This is a genomic window from Nocardia aurantiaca, from assembly GCF_009708175.1.
In the GTDB taxonomy this organism is placed as follows: Bacteria; Actinomycetota; Actinomycetes; order Mycobacteriales; family Mycobacteriaceae; genus Nocardia; species Nocardia aurantiaca.
This window is the reverse complement of sequence record NZ_WMBB01000009.1, coordinates 70,648-86,412: the sequence shown is the minus strand read 5'-3', so window position 1 is coordinate 86,412 and position 15,765 is coordinate 70,648. Positions and strand designations below refer to the sequence as shown.

Annotated in this window: 17 protein-coding genes and 1 pseudogene; 12 read left to right on the top strand and 6 right to left on the bottom strand. The window is 69.7% G+C overall.

Annotated elements, in window-relative coordinates; genetic code table 11:
* Positions 1-74 precede the first annotated feature (74 nt).
* The 5 genes from GLP40_RS19895 to GLP40_RS19875 all read left to right on the top strand — a co-directional run bounded on the left by GLP40_RS19895 (position 75) and on the right by GLP40_RS19875 (position 5,258).
* On the top strand, positions 75-1,226 hold the full coding sequence (locus GLP40_RS19895) for a serpin family protein (protein WP_154789473.1): 1,152 nt from the start codon (positions 75-77) through the stop codon (positions 1,224-1,226).
* A 95-nt stretch (positions 1,227-1,321) separates the two neighbouring features.
* Positions 1,322-2,341, top strand: coding sequence for a hypothetical protein (locus GLP40_RS19890; protein ID WP_154789472.1), 1,020 nt, complete (start codon positions 1,322-1,324; stop codon positions 2,339-2,341).
* A 5-nt stretch (positions 2,342-2,346) separates the two neighbouring features.
* The gene (locus GLP40_RS19885) at positions 2,347-3,327 is read left to right on the top strand and encodes a hypothetical protein (protein ID WP_154789471.1); all 981 of its coding nucleotides are present in this window, start codon (positions 2,347-2,349) and stop codon (positions 3,325-3,327) included.
* Between the two features lie 37 nt (positions 3,328-3,364).
* Complete coding sequence (locus tag GLP40_RS19880; RefSeq protein WP_154789470.1) at positions 3,365-4,618, top strand: adenylosuccinate synthetase; 1,254 nt, start codon at positions 3,365-3,367, stop codon at positions 4,616-4,618.
* Between the two features lie 10 nt (positions 4,619-4,628).
* Entirely contained in the window at positions 4,629-5,258 is a 630-nt protein-coding gene (locus GLP40_RS19875; protein ID WP_328290417.1) for an NUDIX domain-containing protein, read from the top strand.
* A 69-nt stretch (positions 5,259-5,327) separates the two neighbouring features.
* Here the strand turns inward: GLP40_RS19875 and GLP40_RS19870 are convergent, their stop codons facing one another.
* Positions 5,328-5,918: a TetR/AcrR family transcriptional regulator gene (locus tag GLP40_RS19870; protein WP_154789469.1), complete on the bottom strand. Its 591-nt coding sequence runs from the start codon at positions 5,916-5,918 to the stop codon at positions 5,328-5,330.
* A gap of 84 nt (positions 5,919-6,002) precedes the next feature.
* On the opposite strand from GLP40_RS19870, the gene GLP40_RS19865 reads away from it, so the two are divergent.
* Positions 6,003-6,980, top strand: coding sequence for a quinone oxidoreductase family protein (locus GLP40_RS19865; protein WP_328290416.1), 978 nt, complete (start codon positions 6,003-6,005; stop codon positions 6,978-6,980).
* Positions 6,981-6,989: 9 nt separating this feature from the next.
* Here GLP40_RS19865 and GLP40_RS19860 read toward each other — a convergent pair whose 3' ends face one another.
* The 4 genes from GLP40_RS19860 to GLP40_RS19845 are packed head-to-tail and all read right to left on the bottom strand — an operon-like array spanning position 6,990 to position 9,516.
* On the bottom strand, positions 6,990-7,247 hold the full coding sequence (locus GLP40_RS19860) for a YciI family protein (protein WP_328290415.1): 258 nt from the start codon (positions 7,245-7,247) through the stop codon (positions 6,990-6,992).
* A 19-nt stretch (positions 7,248-7,266) separates the two neighbouring features.
* The gene (nusB, locus tag GLP40_RS19855) at positions 7,267-7,773 is read right to left on the bottom strand and encodes a transcription antitermination factor NusB (protein ID WP_328290414.1); all 507 of its coding nucleotides are present in this window, start codon (positions 7,771-7,773) and stop codon (positions 7,267-7,269) included.
* A 20-nt stretch (positions 7,774-7,793) separates the two neighbouring features.
* Positions 7,794-8,357, bottom strand: coding sequence for an elongation factor P (gene efp, locus GLP40_RS19850; RefSeq protein WP_328290413.1), 564 nt, complete (start codon positions 8,355-8,357; stop codon positions 7,794-7,796).
* A gap of 37 nt (positions 8,358-8,394) precedes the next feature.
* Positions 8,395-9,516 (bottom strand): M24 family metallopeptidase, encoded by a 1,122-nt coding sequence (locus GLP40_RS19845; RefSeq protein WP_154789466.1) that lies wholly within the window; start codon positions 9,514-9,516, stop codon positions 8,395-8,397.
* 150 nt (positions 9,517-9,666) lie between these two features.
* Here GLP40_RS19845 and GLP40_RS19840 point away from each other — a divergent pair, with 150 nt between their 5' ends.
* The 4 genes and pseudogenes from GLP40_RS19840 to aroB all read left to right on the top strand — a co-directional run bounded on the left by GLP40_RS19840 (position 9,667) and on the right by aroB (position 13,928).
* Positions 9,667-10,134: a prepilin peptidase gene (locus GLP40_RS19840; RefSeq protein WP_154789465.1), complete on the top strand. Its 468-nt coding sequence runs from the start codon at positions 9,667-9,669 to the stop codon at positions 10,132-10,134.
* Between the two features lie 61 nt (positions 10,135-10,195).
* A complete protein-coding gene (gene aroC / locus GLP40_RS19835) occupies positions 10,196-11,401 on the top strand; it encodes a chorismate synthase (RefSeq protein WP_328290412.1) in 1,206 nt (401 codons plus the stop codon).
* A gap of 113 nt (positions 11,402-11,514) precedes the next feature.
* Positions 11,515-12,006: pseudogene (locus tag GLP40_RS33925) on the top strand (shikimate kinase); the annotation flags it as partial.
* A gap of 803 nt (positions 12,007-12,809) precedes the next feature.
* On the top strand, positions 12,810-13,928 hold the full coding sequence (gene aroB / locus GLP40_RS19825) for a 3-dehydroquinate synthase (RefSeq protein WP_154789464.1): 1,119 nt from the start codon (positions 12,810-12,812) through the stop codon (positions 13,926-13,928).
* A 125-nt stretch (positions 13,929-14,053) separates the two neighbouring features.
* Here aroB and GLP40_RS19820 read toward each other — a convergent pair whose 3' ends face one another.
* Positions 14,054-14,530 carry a B-4DMT family transporter gene (locus GLP40_RS19820; protein ID WP_154789463.1) on the bottom strand — a complete coding sequence of 159 codons (477 nt, stop codon included), beginning with the start codon at positions 14,528-14,530 and terminating at the stop codon, positions 14,054-14,056.
* A gap of 123 nt (positions 14,531-14,653) precedes the next feature.
* Between GLP40_RS19820 and GLP40_RS19815 the strand changes: the two genes are divergently transcribed.
* Both GLP40_RS19815 and GLP40_RS19810 read left to right on the top strand, forming a co-directional pair.
* Positions 14,654-15,271: a helix-turn-helix transcriptional regulator gene (locus tag GLP40_RS19815; protein ID WP_230329744.1), complete on the top strand. Its 618-nt coding sequence runs from the start codon at positions 14,654-14,656 to the stop codon at positions 15,269-15,271.
* A gap of 13 nt (positions 15,272-15,284) precedes the next feature.
* Positions 15,285-15,761 (top strand): DUF3291 domain-containing protein, encoded by a 477-nt coding sequence (locus GLP40_RS19810; protein ID WP_154789462.1) that lies wholly within the window; start codon positions 15,285-15,287, stop codon positions 15,759-15,761.
* Positions 15,762-15,765 lie beyond the last annotated feature (4 nt).

Genomic DNA, 15,765 nt, shown 5'->3' with positions numbered 1-15,765 from the left:
CGGTGAGGGCAAACGACATATTTCCTCTCACTGTATCCCGCGATCATCCCCCACACCACACCTAGGCTGGCGTCATGCCGACCGCCTTGTCCGTCCACATCGACGCCGCCAACCGCCTCACCGCCCGCTGGTGCGCGACCGCCGGGCCCGGCGACTTCGTCCTATCCGGTTGCGGCGCATGGCCGCTGCTGGCGCTCTTGGCCGCCACCGCCGAGGAGCCCGGGCGCTCCGAACTCGCCGCGGCCACCGGCCTGCCCGCCGCCGACGCGCACGCCGGCGCGCTGGAGCTGCTGCACACCCTCGCCCAGGCCGAATCGGTGTCGGCGGCCCTCGGCATCTGGGTTCGTCAGGGGTTGCCGCTGCGCCGGGAGTGGTCGACGAGCCTGCCCGCCGGAACCGTGCAGGCCATCACCGACCAGGCCGCGCTCGACACCTGGGCGGACCGCCACACCGGCGGCCTCATCGAGAAGTTCCCGCTTCCGGTCGACAGCATGACGGTCATGGTGCTCGCCACCGCGCTGGCGGCACGAACCACGTGGCTCGACCCGTTCCACGAAGACACCATGTCGATCACCGACGGGCCGTGGCGGGGACATGCCGGCCCCGCGTTGACGCGCTCTTCGTCGCGCCCCCAGGACGCAACCATTCTCGACGCCACGGATCCGGTGACGCGTGTGATCGTCTGCGGCACAGGCGATCTCGACGTCCATCTGCTGCTGGGCAGGGGAACGCCGGGCGCGGTCCTCACCGCCGGCCTCGAAGCCCTCGCCGGAACCGTCCCGGTCCGCGGGCACCTGCCCGCCGGCACCCGCTCGCCCGGACTGAACGTCAAGGCCGTGAAGGATCGCGGACAGGGCGACCGCCTGGAGATGTCGTTGCCGCCCTTCGAGATTCGCTGCCTGCACGATCTGATCGAGCAGTCCGCGCTGTTCGGCCTGACAACGGTCACCGACAGTGCGCGCGGCCACTTTCCGGGCATGTCGGAGCACCCGCTGTACGTCGACCAGGCCGCGCAGGACGTGTTCGCACGGTTCACCAAGGACGGGTTCGACGCCGCCGCGGTCACCGCCATGACCATGAACCTCGCCAGCGCGCGATTCCTCCACAAGGAGCGCACCGCGCTGCACACCACGGTGACCTTCGACCGACCTTTCGGCTTTCTCGCGGTGCACCGCCCCACCAGCCTGGCCGTTGTCGCCGGATGGGTGGCGCATCCGGGCCGCTGACAGCCGGACGAGTTGCGAACAGGCTTTTTGTCGAAGCTACAAAAAGTTGTCCCGAACCTCTGGCGGGCACCGTTTTAGTCATTTAGTCTAAAACAATGACGACAGCGCGAGAAGCCGCGGAGAATATCCTGGCGGCCCGGCGGCCCGAGGATCTGTTCGGCGCTGCCGCAACGGATTCCACGGCGCGGCAGGACGCGCGGCGGCGGTATCACCGGCTGGCGAGGATCGTTCATCCGGATCGGGCGGAGGCCGTGGACGCGGGGATCGCCGGGGCGGCGTTCGCGCGGCTGGCCGAGCTGTACCGGCACTGGCTGGATCCGGACGAGCCCGCCTTCGAGGTGATCGGGGCGCACGGACGGTACAGAGTCGGGGCGCTGCACGCGTCCGGCTCGATCGCCGATGTGTACCGCAGCGGATCGGATCGAGTCGTGAAGATCCCGCGGCGGGCGGCGGCCAATCGGCTGCTGGCCGGAGAACGGAATGCCCTGCGCGACATCGCGGCCGTGGCGGAAGAACACGAGTGGCTGCGGCCCTACTTCCCGGAACTCGTCGACACGGTCGATCATCTGGATTCCGCGACCGGAGAGCACCGCACGGTCAACGTGCTCGGCGCGCTCGTCGAGGAATTCGTGACGCTCGAGGACGTGCGAGCCGCCTATCCCGACGGCCTGGACCCGCGCGACTACGCCTGGATGCATCGCCGGCTGCTGCGCTGCCTGGCCGGTGCGCGGCTGGCGGGGTGGGTGCACACGGCCATCAGTCCGGCCAATGTGCTGGTGCATCCGCGATTGCACGGAATCGTGCTGACGGGATGGTCTTTCGCGACCCGGCCGGGCAATCCGGCGGCGGCCACGCTGAAATCCCTCGACTATCCGCCGGAGATCCGGGACGAGGTCTCCCCCGCCACGGATGTCCACCTCGCCCATCGGCTGATGCTCACCATGCTCGGCGATCGCGCGCCCGCCCCCATGCGGGCCTACGCCACCGGATGCCTGCAATCCGATCCACGCCTGCGGCCCGATGCCGCGGACCTGCTCGGGGAATTCGACGATCTGCTCGACCGGCTCTACGGGAAGCGCCGCTTCCGGCCCTTCGAGCTCACGAAAGGTAAGTGACAGCAATGGGTTACGGACGCTGGGATGACACGGCCTATGACGCGGCGCGGACCTTCCGCGCCGCCAAGGGCCTCGACGACTTCGGCTACACCGCGGATATGCGGTCGGTGCCGTGGGATCAGTGGAAGGCGCATTCCACCCTGGATCCGTTCGGGGTGACCGTGCGCGAGTCGCGAGACTCCGACGACCACGGGAATTCGCTCCCGATCGCGGTGCTGTTCGACGTGACAGGATCCATGGGCAGCGTGCCGCGCATCATGCAGGAGAAGCTGGCCAGACTGCACGGACTGCTGCAGCGCAAGGGCTATGCCGAGGATCCGCAGATCCTGTTCGGGGCGATCGGCGACGCCGACAGCGACCGGGTGCCACTGCAGGTCGGGCAGTTCGAATCCGACAACCGGATGGACGAACAGCTGCGGCTCATCCTGTTGGAGGGCGGCGGTGGCGGGCAGAAGTCCGAAAGTTACGAGCTGGCAGCGTATTTCATCGCCAGGCACACCGTCACCGATGCGTGGGACAAGCGGGGACGCAAGGGCTACCTGTTCATCGTCGGCGACGAGTTGAACAAGAAGCGGCTGGCCGCCCGTCACATTCGCGCCGTCATCGGCGACGAGGTCGACCGGGACATCACCGTGAACTCCGTCTACCGGGAGCTGGCCGACCGCTGGCACGTGCACTACATCCTGCCCAATCAGTCCAGCTACTACCGGGATCCGGAGATCGCCGAGCACTGGCAGGAACTGCTGGGCGAGCGGTTCTTGCGGCTCGACGATCCGGCCGCGGTGTGCGAGCTCATCGCCCTGACCATCGGCATCGCAGAGGACCGCATCGATCTCGGGGCCGGGCTGGCCGATCTGCGCGATATCGGCTCCACCAGTGAGGCCGACGCGGTGAGCAAGGCCCTCGCTCCGATGGCCGGCGCCCGGCGCGGCCGCAGCGTGGGCGCGCTTCCCGCCGCCACCGGAACCGACGACGTCGATCTCTGACGCGCCGCACGGGAAACCGAAGACGAAGGGACACCTCATGTTCGGTGACAGTCACCTGATCGTCGTGGACCTGGGTTTCGGCGATGCCGGCAAGGGCGCGACCGTGGACTGGCTGTGCTCACCGCGAGCCGGTCTGGACGTGGCCGCGGTGGTGCGGTTCAACGGCGGGGCGCAGGCCGCCCACACCGTGATCGCCGACGGCCGCCACCACACCTTCCGGCAGTTCGGGTCCGGCACGCTCTCGGGTGTGCCGACCCTGCTGTCGCGGCACATGCTGGTGGAGCCGCTGGCCCTGGCCGCCGAGGCGCGGGAACTCGCCGCGCTGGGGGTCACCGATCCGCTGTCCCTGCTCTCCGTGGACCAGCGGGCCCTGCTCACCACGCCGATCCACGGCGCCGCCAACCGCTGCCGGGAGGATGCGAGGGGTACCGCCCGGCACGGGTCGTGCGGCATCGGCATCGGCGAAACCGCGAGCTACGCCCTCGGCCACGATGCGCCCCGGGTCGCCGACTGCCGACGGCCGGAGGTGCTGCGACGCAAGCTGATCGCGCTCGAGGAGCACTACGCGCCATTGCTCGCGGGCGGGCGGCACCGCTATGACCCGATCGACGAACTCGTCGAGGCGTACCGCGCGTTCGCGGAGGCGGTGGCCGTGCTTCCGGGCGAACAGCTCGCCGGTTTCGCGCGCCAGGGCCGGCTCGTCTTCGAAGGCGCGCAAGGGGTGCTGCTCGACGAGTGGCGCGGCACCCACCCCTACACCACGTGGTCGACCGTCGAACCCCGGCACGCGCGGGCCATGCTGGCGCGTCTCGGGGCTCCCGGCTACGTGCTGGGCGTGACCCGCGCGTACATGACCAGGCACGGGGCCGGGCCCTTCCCGACCGAGGATCCGGCGCTCGCGATCGCGGAGCCGCACAATGGAACCGGCGAATATCAGGGCGCTTTCCGACGCGGACACCTCGATCCGGTACTGCTGCGCTACGCCGTCGAGGCGTGCGGCGGAATCGACGGGCTGGCCGTCAACCACCTCGACGCCGTCGGCGGCCTGCGCGGCGCGACCGGCTATCTCACCGTGGACGGATATGTCGACCGGCTGGAGTGCGGGGTCTGGCGGGATCTCGATCACCAGCGGCGGCTCACCGATCTCCTCGACGCCGCCACCCCCGCGCTGGCGGACCTGCCCGCCGACGTGCCCCGCTACCTGGAGACCGAACTCGGCGCGCCCGTGGTGCTCACCGCGCACGGCCCGGACCGAGCCGATCGCACGATCCGGATCCCGGCTCAGGCATGATTGTCCATTTGTGGAGCAACAATCCGCGGTATCCATCGATGTGATCGCCCTGCGCTCCGGGCCCGACGACCCGACCGCCACCCTCGGCATCGCCGCGCGGAAGTGGGAGCCGTTCGCCGGTGAGCTCGCCCTGCCCGGCGTGCTGCTCCACCGCGGCGAACGCCTCGCCGAGGCCGCCCACCGCGCGGTGCACACCAAACTCGGTGTGCCCGAGGACGCCATCCGCGCCATCGGTCAGGTCGCCACCTTCGACGAACCCAACCGCGACCCGCGCGGGCCGACCCTGTCCATCGCCATGTGGGCCGTCGTCGGCGACCACGACAGCGATATCGCCACCTGGGTTCCCTTCGACGCGGTCCCGCCTCTGGCCTTCGACCACAACCAGATCATCACCGCCGCCCGGACACGACTGGCCGAAATGCTCTGGAAGGACCTCACATTCACGCGGGCGCTGATCGGCGACCAGTTCACCGCCACTCGAGCCGTGGGCCTCACCACCGCCCTGCACGGCACCCGACCCGACCCCGGCAACCTCAACCGCATCCTTGCCGCCATCCCCGGCCTCGGCCGCACCGGCGAACGCGTCCGCGTCAAAGCCACCGGCCGCCCCGCCGCCGTCTGGTCGTTCAGCCAGGCCTGACGACCACACGGGCTTCGGCGGGCATCCATCCCACCACGGTGGATTCCGGCCACAAAGTCACCGGAACCTTCACGAAGCGCTGGGCGCTCGAGCGGGTTGGTTGAGAACGGATCGGACGAGTTGGCGGACGCCCTCGAGGAGGCGGTCCTTCTGACCGGCTCGGACCAGGTAGGGCACCAGTTCACCGCCGAGGGGTGCCAGCAGGAGGCCACCGACCACGTCGGCATCGAGATCGGGACGCGCCTCGCGAAGTAGCGCGGCGATGTGGGCGGCCCAGAAAGCGTGGAACTCCTCGCGCCGGGGGTGCGGCGGAAGGGCCTGATAGGCGACGGACAGTTCGATGTCGTCGGCGACCAGTCGGGTCATGGCGTCGAAGTAGGCCAGCAAGCGTTCCCCCGCGGGAGCGCCGGGACCGAGCGGCGGCGGACCGGACGTCACAGCCTCCCTCAGATTGACTGCGCCCTCGGCGATGAGTTCGTACAGAAGGCCGGCCCGATTGCCGAAGCGGTGGAACAGCGTGCCTTTGGCGACCCCCGCGGCGGCGGCAATCCGTTCCATCGTGGCCGCGTCCGCCCCCTCCTCGGCGAGGAGTTTGCGCGTCGCCTCCAGAATCGCCTGCCGGTTGCGGGCGGCGTCGGCGCGTTCCTTGGGCCGGTCCATATCACCACTTTCATTGACAATTTGACCGTCGGTCAATATCTTCGCAGACGTAACTTGACCGACAGTCAACTTGTGAGGTTTTCCGTGCAAGCAATCCTATTGACCGGTACCGGCGCACCCGACGTCCTGGTGGCGAGCGAGGTGCCCACGCCGCAGCCGAGCCCCGACGAGATCCTGCTGCGCGCCGAGGCGATTCCGGTGCTCTTCCCCGAGACCATGCTCCGCTCGGGTGCGTTCCCGATGCCGGTGGAATTCCCGATCGTCTTCGGGACGCAGGCGGCGGGCGTGATCACCGAAGTGGGTGTCGGCGTGGACACCGCGCTCCTCGGGCAGCGAGTCATCGTGAGCAGCAATACCTTCGGCACCTACGCCGAACAGGTCAGCGTCCCCGCCGCACTCGCGACCCCGATTCCCGACGGGCTGTCCACGGTCGACGCGGCGGCCGTCGGCATGAGCGCGTCGGTGGCCATTCCCCTGCTGGAGACCGCGGAACTGACCGGCACCGAGACGATTTTGATCGAGGCGGCCGCCACAGGTGTCGGCGCATATCTCACCCAATTGGCCAAGGAGTACGGTGCCGCGCGGGTCATCGCCACCGCCGGCGGAACCGAAAAGGCCGAGCAGGCACGCGGATTCGGGGCCGACGTGGTCATCGATCACCTCGATCCCGAATGGCCGCGACAACTGCGCGAAACACTCGGCGGCGCAACGCTGGACGTGGTGTTCGATTCCCTGGGCGGCGAATCCGCGCTCGCTCTATTGGATCTCATGACGCCGCTGCGCGGCCGCATGCTCAGCTACGGATTTCTGTCCGGCGCGCCCGCCCAGGTCAGCGCCATGGACCTGATCATGCGAGGCCTCACGCTGATCGGCTGCTCCGGACCGGACTGGCTGGCCGGGGTCGCCCAGGCGCGCGGGGCCGCGCTGAAGCGGGCCGCGACCGGCTCGATCACCCCGCTGGTCGACCGGGTACTGCCGCTCGAACAGGCCGCGTACGCACACCAATTGCTGGCCGAGCGGGCCGCCAAGGGCACGATCGTGCTGCGACCCGGTCGCGCCTGAGCCACCGGCTCAGCCGGTGATCTCCCACTCGTAGACGGTGAGTTCCGACGCGCCCGTGATGTGAATCGGGTCGGTGTGGATCAGATCCTGTGCGGCGGAAAGGCTTTCGGCGGTGATCACGTACGCGCCGCCGCTGCCGTCGGTGAACTTGCCGGTTTCCACGAGCTGTCCGCGCTCGCCCACGGCCGCCAGCCATTCCTTGTGCGGGATGAGGACGGAATCGTCGAAGCGCGGGGTGCGCATTGCCATCACGAGATACTTGCGCACCCTGCGCTTCTCCTTCGAACTACTGGTCGTCGTCGGGGACGACGGTGGCGCGGGTCGCGGCCGCGGCGGCCCGGACCTGCGGGGCCACCTGGACCACCTGGCCGAGCACGCCGTTGATGAATGAGGGGGAATCGTCGGTGGACAGCTCCTTGGCCAGCTCCACCGCCTCGTCCACGGCCACCACCGGCGGAACGTCGTTGGCGTGGAACAACTCCCACACCGCCACCCGCAGGATGGCGCGGTCCACGGCGGGCAGCCGCGGCAGTGTCCAGTCCTGCAGATACGACTCGATGGTGCCGTCCACCCGGTCCAGGTCGTCGGCGACGCCTTCGACCAGGACGCGGGTGTAAGGGCTCACCGGCGCGACCGATTCCTCACGCACCGACAGCGAGACGCGCTCGGACAGCAGGTCGGCGGGATCGATATCGCGGGCCTCCGCCTCGAAGAGCAGATCCACCGCGCGCCGGCGCGCCTTGTGCCGTGCGCCGAGCTTCTTGAAAGACTTCTTGTCCGATTGATCGGCCACGGCAGACACTATCCGTCGCGTCAGTTGTTGACGCGACTGATGTAGCTGCCGTCGCGGGTGTCGATGCGCAGCTTGTCACCCTGGTTGATGAACAGCGGCACCTGCACCTCGGCGCCGGTCTCCACGGTGGCGGGCTTGGTGCCGGCGGAGGAGCGGTCGCCCTGCAGGCCCGGCTCGGTGTGGGTGACGACGACGTCGATGGCGACCGGGAGCTCGACGAACAGCGCCTCACCCTCGTGCATGGCGATCTGCACGGCCATGTTCTCCAGCAGGAACCCCGCGTTGCGGCCCAGCAGCTGCTCGCTCAGGTGCACCTGGTCGTAGGTCTCGCCGTCCATGAAGATGTAGTCCTCACCGTCGTGGTAGAGGTAGGTCATGTCGCGACGGTCGACGGTCGCGGTCTCCACCTTGACGCCGGCGTTGAAGGTCTTGTCGACGACCTTGCCCGAGACCACGTTCTTCAGCTTGGTGCGCACGAAGGCGGGACCCTTACCCGGCTTCACGTGCTGGAACTCGACGATCTGCTGCAGCTGATTGTCGATCTTCAGCACGAGGCCGTTCTTGAAGTCGCTGGTGTCCGCCACTGTCCTCGGATCTCCTACTAGTCGGTGCAACCGCGCGTCAGTCGACGACGGTCAGGTCTTTGCTGGTGCGGGTGAGCAGTTCCGGGCCCCCCTTGCGAACCACGAGCGTATCCTCGATCCGGACTCCGCCGCGGCCGGGGAAATACACGCCTGGCTCGACGGTCACCGCCACGCCATCCAGCAGTGTACCCGTGCCCGTTTTGGCGATTCCGGGCGCTTCATGAATCTGCAGACCCACCCCGTGTCCGAGACTGTGCACGAACAACTCGCCGTGACCGGCCGCCTCGATCACCCGGCGCGACGCCGCGTCCACCGCCTTGGTCGACGCACCCGGGGCCAGCGCCTCACGCCCGGCCTGTTGCGCGACATAGACCAGGTCGTAGACCTCCCGCTGCCAATCCGTCGGCTTGCCGAGCACGTAGGTGCGGGTCATATCGGAGTGATAGCCGCCGACCACCGCGCCGAAGTCGAGCTTCACGAAATCGCCCGTGGCCAGCACCGCCTCGGTCGGACGGTGGTGCGGGACAGCCGAATTCACGCCCGCGGCCACAATGGTCTCGAAGGCGACGGCGTCCGCGCCGTGCTCGAACATGAGCCACTCCAGCTCCCGGGCCACCTGACGTTCGGTACGGCCGGGGCGCAGGCCGCCGCGGTCGAGCAGGGTGGCCAGGGCGGCGTCGGCGGCCTCGCAGGCCGCGCGCAGGCGGCCCACCTCGTACTCGTCCTTCACCATGCGCAGCTCCTCGATCAGGCCCGCGACCGGGACCAGCTCCAGGCCGGTGCCCAGCGCGGAGAGACTGCGATGTTGCTCGACGGTGACCACGTGGCTCTCGAAACCGACCCGGCCGGTCTGCCACTCGCCCGCGATCTCCATGACGCGGCGGGCGCTGGCTCGGTTGATCTCGGCGCGCAGATCGGGCACCTGTTCCCCGACCTGGGTGATGTAGCGGCCGTCGGTGCAGATGATGGTGCGGTCCTCGCTGGAGTCCCAGGCGTACACCAGCAGTGCGGCATTCGAGCCGGTGAAGCCGGTAAGGTACCGGATATTGATCAGGTCCGTGACCAGCAGGGCGTCGACGCGGTTCTCCACCAGCAGGTTGCGCAGGTTGGCCCTGCGCAGCGCGTAGTTGGGCCGGGCCGGATCGTGATCAGCAGACATGCGTCAAAGCTACCGCCGACACGCCGCATCACCGACACGCAACACGTGCATGGCCCGGTTATGGAACTGCCACTGTTCACATACCAAGCAGTTCTCCACATTTCGCGAACCCGCGCCCCGTGCCTGCCTCCAGCGCGAGACCCTCGAACCATGACCCCGCTGCCCCTGCTCCTCTTCACCGTGTGGTGCGCCGCCCTGACCGCCCACGACGTGTACGGGCGACGCCTGCCGAACGCCCTCACCCTTCCCGGTGCCGCGGCGGCTCTCGGCTACGGATTCGCCGTCGGCGAGCCGGCATTCGCGATCACCGGCGCGGTGCTGCTCGCCGTCCCCTACCTGCTGGTCCACCTCTGCCGCCCGCACGCCCTCGGCGCGGGCGATGTGAAACTCGCTTTCGGTCTAGGGGCCGCGACAGCCCTGGCCGGTCCGCACGCCTGGTCGTGGGCGGCGCTGGCCGCCCCGATGCTCACCGCCTCGGCCGGAATCGGCATGCTCGCAGTGAACCTGGTGGGCCGCCGCGAGGTCGAACTCCCGCGACGTGCGGATGCGATCGGGACGCTCCCCCACGGGCCCGCGATGTGTGCCGCCAGTGTGGTGGCGCTGGTGGCCGGGCGCTGACATCGGGCTATGCGTGGACCGCGTGTTCGAGCACCCCTGTTGTCATGGAAAGATGTAACCCGTGTTGCGCTGGATAACTGCCGGAGAATCCCATGGTCCTGCTCTCGTCACCATCCTCGAGGGGATGGTGGCCGGTGTCGAGGTGACCTCCGCCGACATCGGCGCGCAGTTGGCCCGGCGACGTCTCGGGTACGGGCGCGGCGCGCGGATGAAGTTCGAGGCCGACGTGGTGACCATGATCGGCGGCGTCCGGCACGGCCGCACCATGGGCGGCCCGGTCGCCATCGAGGTCGCGAACTCGGAGTGGCCCAAGTGGACGCAGGTCATGTCCGCCGACCCGGTGGACGAGACCGAGCTCGCCGAGCTCGCGCGCAATGCGCCGCTGACCCGTCCCCGCCCGGGCCACGCCGACTACTCGGGCATGCTCAAGTACGGCTTCGACGACGCGCGCCCGGTACTGGAGCGCGCCAGCGCCCGCGAGACCGCGGCGCGGGTCGCGGCGGGCACCGTGGCCAAGAACTTCCTGCGCCAGGCACTGGGTGTCGAGGTCGTCTCGCACGTGGTGTCCATCGGCACCGCCGCCAACACCACCGGCGTGGTACCGACCGCCGCCGATTCCGACGCGATCGACGAATCGCCGGTGCGCGCGTTCGACAAGGACGCCGAGGCGGCCATGATCGCCGAGATCGAGGCGGCCAAGAAGGACGGCGACACCCTCGGCGGTGTGGTCGAGGTCGTGATCGAGGGTCTCCCGGTCGGCCTGGGCTCGTTCACCTCCGGTGAGGCGCGCCTGGATTCGCGACTCGCGGCCGCGCTCATGGGAATTCAGGCCATCAAGGGTGTCGAGGTCGGTGACGGTTTCGAGACCGCGCGCCGCCGCGGCAGCCAGGCCCACGACGAGATGCGGCCGGGCCCCGACGGCGTGCTGCGCTCCACCAACCGCGCGGGCGGTCTCGAGGGCGGCATGACCAATGGCGAGGCGCTGCGCGTGCGCGCGGCCATGAAGCCGATCTCGACCGTGCCGCGGGCGCTGTCGACGATCGACATGTCCTCCGGCGAGGAGGCTGTCGCCATCCACCAGCGCTCCGATGTGTGCGCGGTCCCGGCCGCCGGCGTGGTCGCCGAGGCCATGGTGGCGCTGGTCGTCGCGCAGGCCGTGCTGGAGAAGTTCGGCGGCGACTCGCTGCCCGAGACCGTCGACAACGTCAACGCCTACCTGAAGCGGATCAACGCTCGCCCGCACCTCCCGGGCCACGCCGGGCAGTGACGGCTGACGATAGCGCGGTGTCCGGCGAGCACGAACCGACCGCCGCGGCCGAGGCCGCGGACACCGCGGCCGTGCCCGATGTCGACGCGCGGGGTGAAACCGGCCGTCGCGCAATCAGTCTGGTGCTGGTCGGCCCGCCGGGCGCGGGTAAGTCGACCATCGGGCGCAAGCTGGCCCGCGAGCTCGGCGTGGAGTTGTACGACACCGACGCCGGAATCGAGGAGCGCGCCGGACGCACGATTCCGGAGATCTTCGCCGAGGACGGCGAGCCGGAGTTCCGGCGCATGGAGGAGGAGGTCGTCCGCGACGCCGTCCTCGCCGGGCACGGCGTCGTGTCCCTCGGCGGCGGCTCGGTGCTTTCGGCCGCGACCCGCGCCCTGCTGCGCGACCGCACGGTCGTCTACCTGGAAATCAGTGTGGGCGAAGGGCTTCGCCGCACCGGCGCCAGCACCAACCGCCCCCTGCTCAATGGCGACGACCCGGCCAAGAAGTACCGCGAACTGATGAAGATCCGCCGCCCGCTCTACCGCGAGGTGGCGACCGTGCGCGTGCGCACCGACGGCCGCAGCCCCGGCCGCGTGGTCCGCATGATCCTGGCCAAGCTCGGTCTGGAACCGATTGCGCGCCCGGAGGATTCGGCCACCGAGACCACGACCCTCGAACCCGGCATCAGCAGCCGCTCCCGCGGCCGCCGCAAGCGCCGCCGCGGCGGCCGCGGCCGGGGCGAGACCGATCCGGCCACCACCGCCACGACGACCGACGCCGACTCGGCCACGGGCTCGCGTGACGGCGAGTCCTCGCCCGCCCCGCCAGCCGACCAGGGCACGAAACGGCCGCGCCGCAACCGGCGTTCGCGCCGCCGCGGCGGCCGGACAGCCGAGACCGGCTCGCCCGCGGCGACGGCCGACGCCGCGGCGACGAACACATCCGGCGACCGGTCGGTCTCGCCCGCGGCGACCGGGGAGACAGGCGGCGAATCCGACTCCGCACGGCCGCCCGCCGGACGCGGACGCCGCCGCCGCGCCTCCCGTGGGGCCGGCGCGCCCGTGAATCCCGCTGGCGGCGGCGTGGATTCAACCCGGTCCACGGCCACGAACGGCAGCTCAGACATCACCGGATCAACTCCGGCCGGGCAGGACAGCGCCGCACAACGGGATGCGGCGCGTCCCCGCGGTGCGGTCGCACCGCCCGGCAGCGGGCGCTCCCGCCGCGCGCGGGCACGGCGGGCCCGGGCACGCGCTCGCGAACAGGAGCACGCCCGTTCGGCCGCGGATTCGGGTCCGGGCTCCGGTTCCCCTGCGGCGGAGCCGGGTCAGTGAGCGGCGCCGAATCGATCGACCATGTCCCCGACACCCGGGGACTCGCTACTTCCCCGCCATCGGGCGGGACCATTCACGGAGGAGTCCTGATGAGCGAGCCAACTCGCATCGAGGTCCGCACCGCCGACCCGTACCCGGTGATCATCGGACGGGGACTGCTGGGGGACCTGGTCGACGAGGTGACCGGCCGGTCCGGCGTGCGGACCGTGGCGATCTTCCATCAGCCGCCGTTGGCCGAGACCGCCGAGGTGGTGCGGAAGGCCCTCGCGGACAAGGGCATCGACGCGCACCGGGTGGAGATCCCCGACGCCGAGGCGGGTAAGGATCTGCAGGTCGCGGGCTTCTGCTGGGAGGTGCTGGGCCGGATCGGATTGACCCGCAAGGACGTGATCGTGAGCCTGGGCGGCGGCGCGGCCACCGACCTGGCCGGTTTCGTGGCCGCCACCTGGATGCGCGGCGTGAACATCGTGCACGTGCCGACCACCCTGCTGGCCATGGTGGACGCCGCGGTGGGCGGCAAGACCGGCATCAATACCGAGGCGGGCAAGAACCTGGTCGGCAGCTTCCACGAGCCGGCCGCGGTCATGGTGGATCTGGCCACGCTGGAAACCGTGCCGCGCAACGAGATCGTGGCGGGCATGGCCGAGATCATCAAGGCCGGTTTCATCGCGGACCCGGTGATCCTGGAACTGGTGGAGCGCGACCCGCAGGCCGCCCTGGACCCGACCGGCGACGTGCTGCCCGAGCTGATCCGCCGTGCCATCCAGGTCAAGGCCGATGTGGTGGCCGCCGACCTCAAGGAATCGGATCTGCGCGAGATCCTCAACTACGGCCACACCCTCGGTCATGCCATCGAGCGCCGCGAGCGCTACCGCTGGCGGCACGGCGCGGCTGTCTCGGTGGGCCTGGTCTTCGCGGCCGAATTGGGCAGGCTGGCAGGCCGTCTCGACGACGCCACCGCCGATCGCCACCGTGCCATCCTGGACAGCGTCGGCCTGCCCACCACCTACGACGCCGACGCGCTGCCGCAGCTGATGGACGCCATGCAGACCGACAAGAAGACCCGTTCGGGGGTGCTGCGTTTCGTTGTGCTCGACGGGCTGGCCAAGCCCGGCCGCCTGGAGGGCCCGGATCCGAGCCTGCTGGCCGCGGCCTATTCGGCCATCGCCCGCGAGGACGGCCCGACGGGCGGAGCCATCCTGCTCTAGGGCACAACGGCTTTCACGATGGCGCCCGCGGCCGATACCGGCGGCGGGCGCCATCGCATACGTCGCCGGATACGAAGGACCCCGCGCCACCCGACAGGTGGCGCGGGGTCGAATTCAGCGCAACGTCAGGCGTTGGCGGGCTCCGGGTCGGGGGCGGTGGTGGCGGGAGCGTTCTTCTTGCCGTCGCGGCCGGCCAGCCACCGGCCCAGGGCCACGCCGAGCATGCCGGGGATGAAGATCAGCAGCACGATGAAGGCCGCGCCCGAGGTGATGTTGAAGACCAGGCCCTGATCGCCCAGATCGAAGCCGGGGATGAAGTCGAGGATCCAGGCCACCAGCCCGGCGCCGATGCCACCGGCGAGTGCGGCCTTCAGCCAGCGCATGGTCAGATCGGCGCCGTGCTCGGGATCGGGATTGGCCCGCCGATCGGAGCGGCCGTCCAGCCACCCCCACGCGATCACCGCGGCGACCAGCACGATCAGGGACAGGATCCGCATCCAGGCGCCCGAGGTCGGCCAGTACCTCATGCCGAAACCGAGCAGGATCTCCAGCCCAACGGTCAGCGCCCCCAGCCCCATGGCGCGCAACACCCACGCATTCATGTCGATCACCTTAACCTGCGCGGCCGCCCGGCCGAACCGAATGAATTGAAACTTGTTTCAGAACCATAGCCGGAGCGGGACCGGAGGCCACACCCGGGCCCGACACGCTGCTAGAAAGACACGGTGAGCATCGAAGCCGTCGCTCTGCTTCAGGATCCGGTCCGCAAGCGACTCTACGACTACGTCGCCGCCGCCGACCACGATGTCAGCCGGGACGAAGCGGCGGAGGCGGTCGAGATCAAACGGCCGCTGGCCGCGTTCCATCTGGACAAGCTGACCGAGGCCGGACTGCTCGACGCGGTGTTCCGCCGACCGGAGGGCCGCACCGGACCGGGCTCGGGACGGCCCGCCAAGTTCTATCGGCGCGCCGGCGCGGAATTCGCCGTCACGCTCCCCGCCCGCGACTATCGCACCGTCGCAACGGTTCTCGCCGAGGTGATCGAGCATGAGGGCTTCGAGGAGGCCATCGCGAAGGCCGCCGCCGCGCACGGGCCCGCCCTCGAGGGCCGTGAGCTGTCCGAGGCGCTGCGCGAGCGCGGATACGAGCCCTACCTCGAGGGCGACGTGCTCCGCCTGCGCAATTGCCCGTTCCACAAGCTGGCCGTGGACTTCCCGCCCCTGGTCTGCGGGATGAATCTGGCCCTGCTGGCGGGCCCGGCCGCCGCGGCGGGCTGGACCGCGCGGATGGATCCGGCCCCGGGTCGATGCTGCGTGAGCTTTTCTAAAAGCAATCTTGACTAGTTATAGTCGGAACATGCACCTCGCACAGCTCAATATCGGGCGCATGATCGCCCCCGAAGGCGATCCCCGAGTCGCCGAATTCTTCGCGGCCCTCGACGAGATCAATGCCGTCGCCGATTCCTCCCCCGGCTTCGTCTGGCGCATGGTGGACGGTGAATCCAACAACGCCACCTCCCTGCGCCCGTACCAAGGCGACCCGGACACGCTCGTCAACATGAGCCTGTGGGAATCGCGGGAAGCATTGTTCGACTACGTGTATCGCAGCGGCCACATGGAATACGTGCGCCGCCGCCGGGAGTGGTTCATCCCGCTGCGCGAGGCGTTCACGGTACTGTGGTGGATCCCCGAGAGCACGCTGCCGACCCTCACCGACGCCATGGCGCGCCTGGACCACCTGCGTGAGAACGGCCCCACGCCTTACGCTTTCACGTTCCGGCAGGCATTCCAGCCGGAGGCGGCCGCGGAAGCCTCCGCGGCCGTCCTCGATTAGCGGA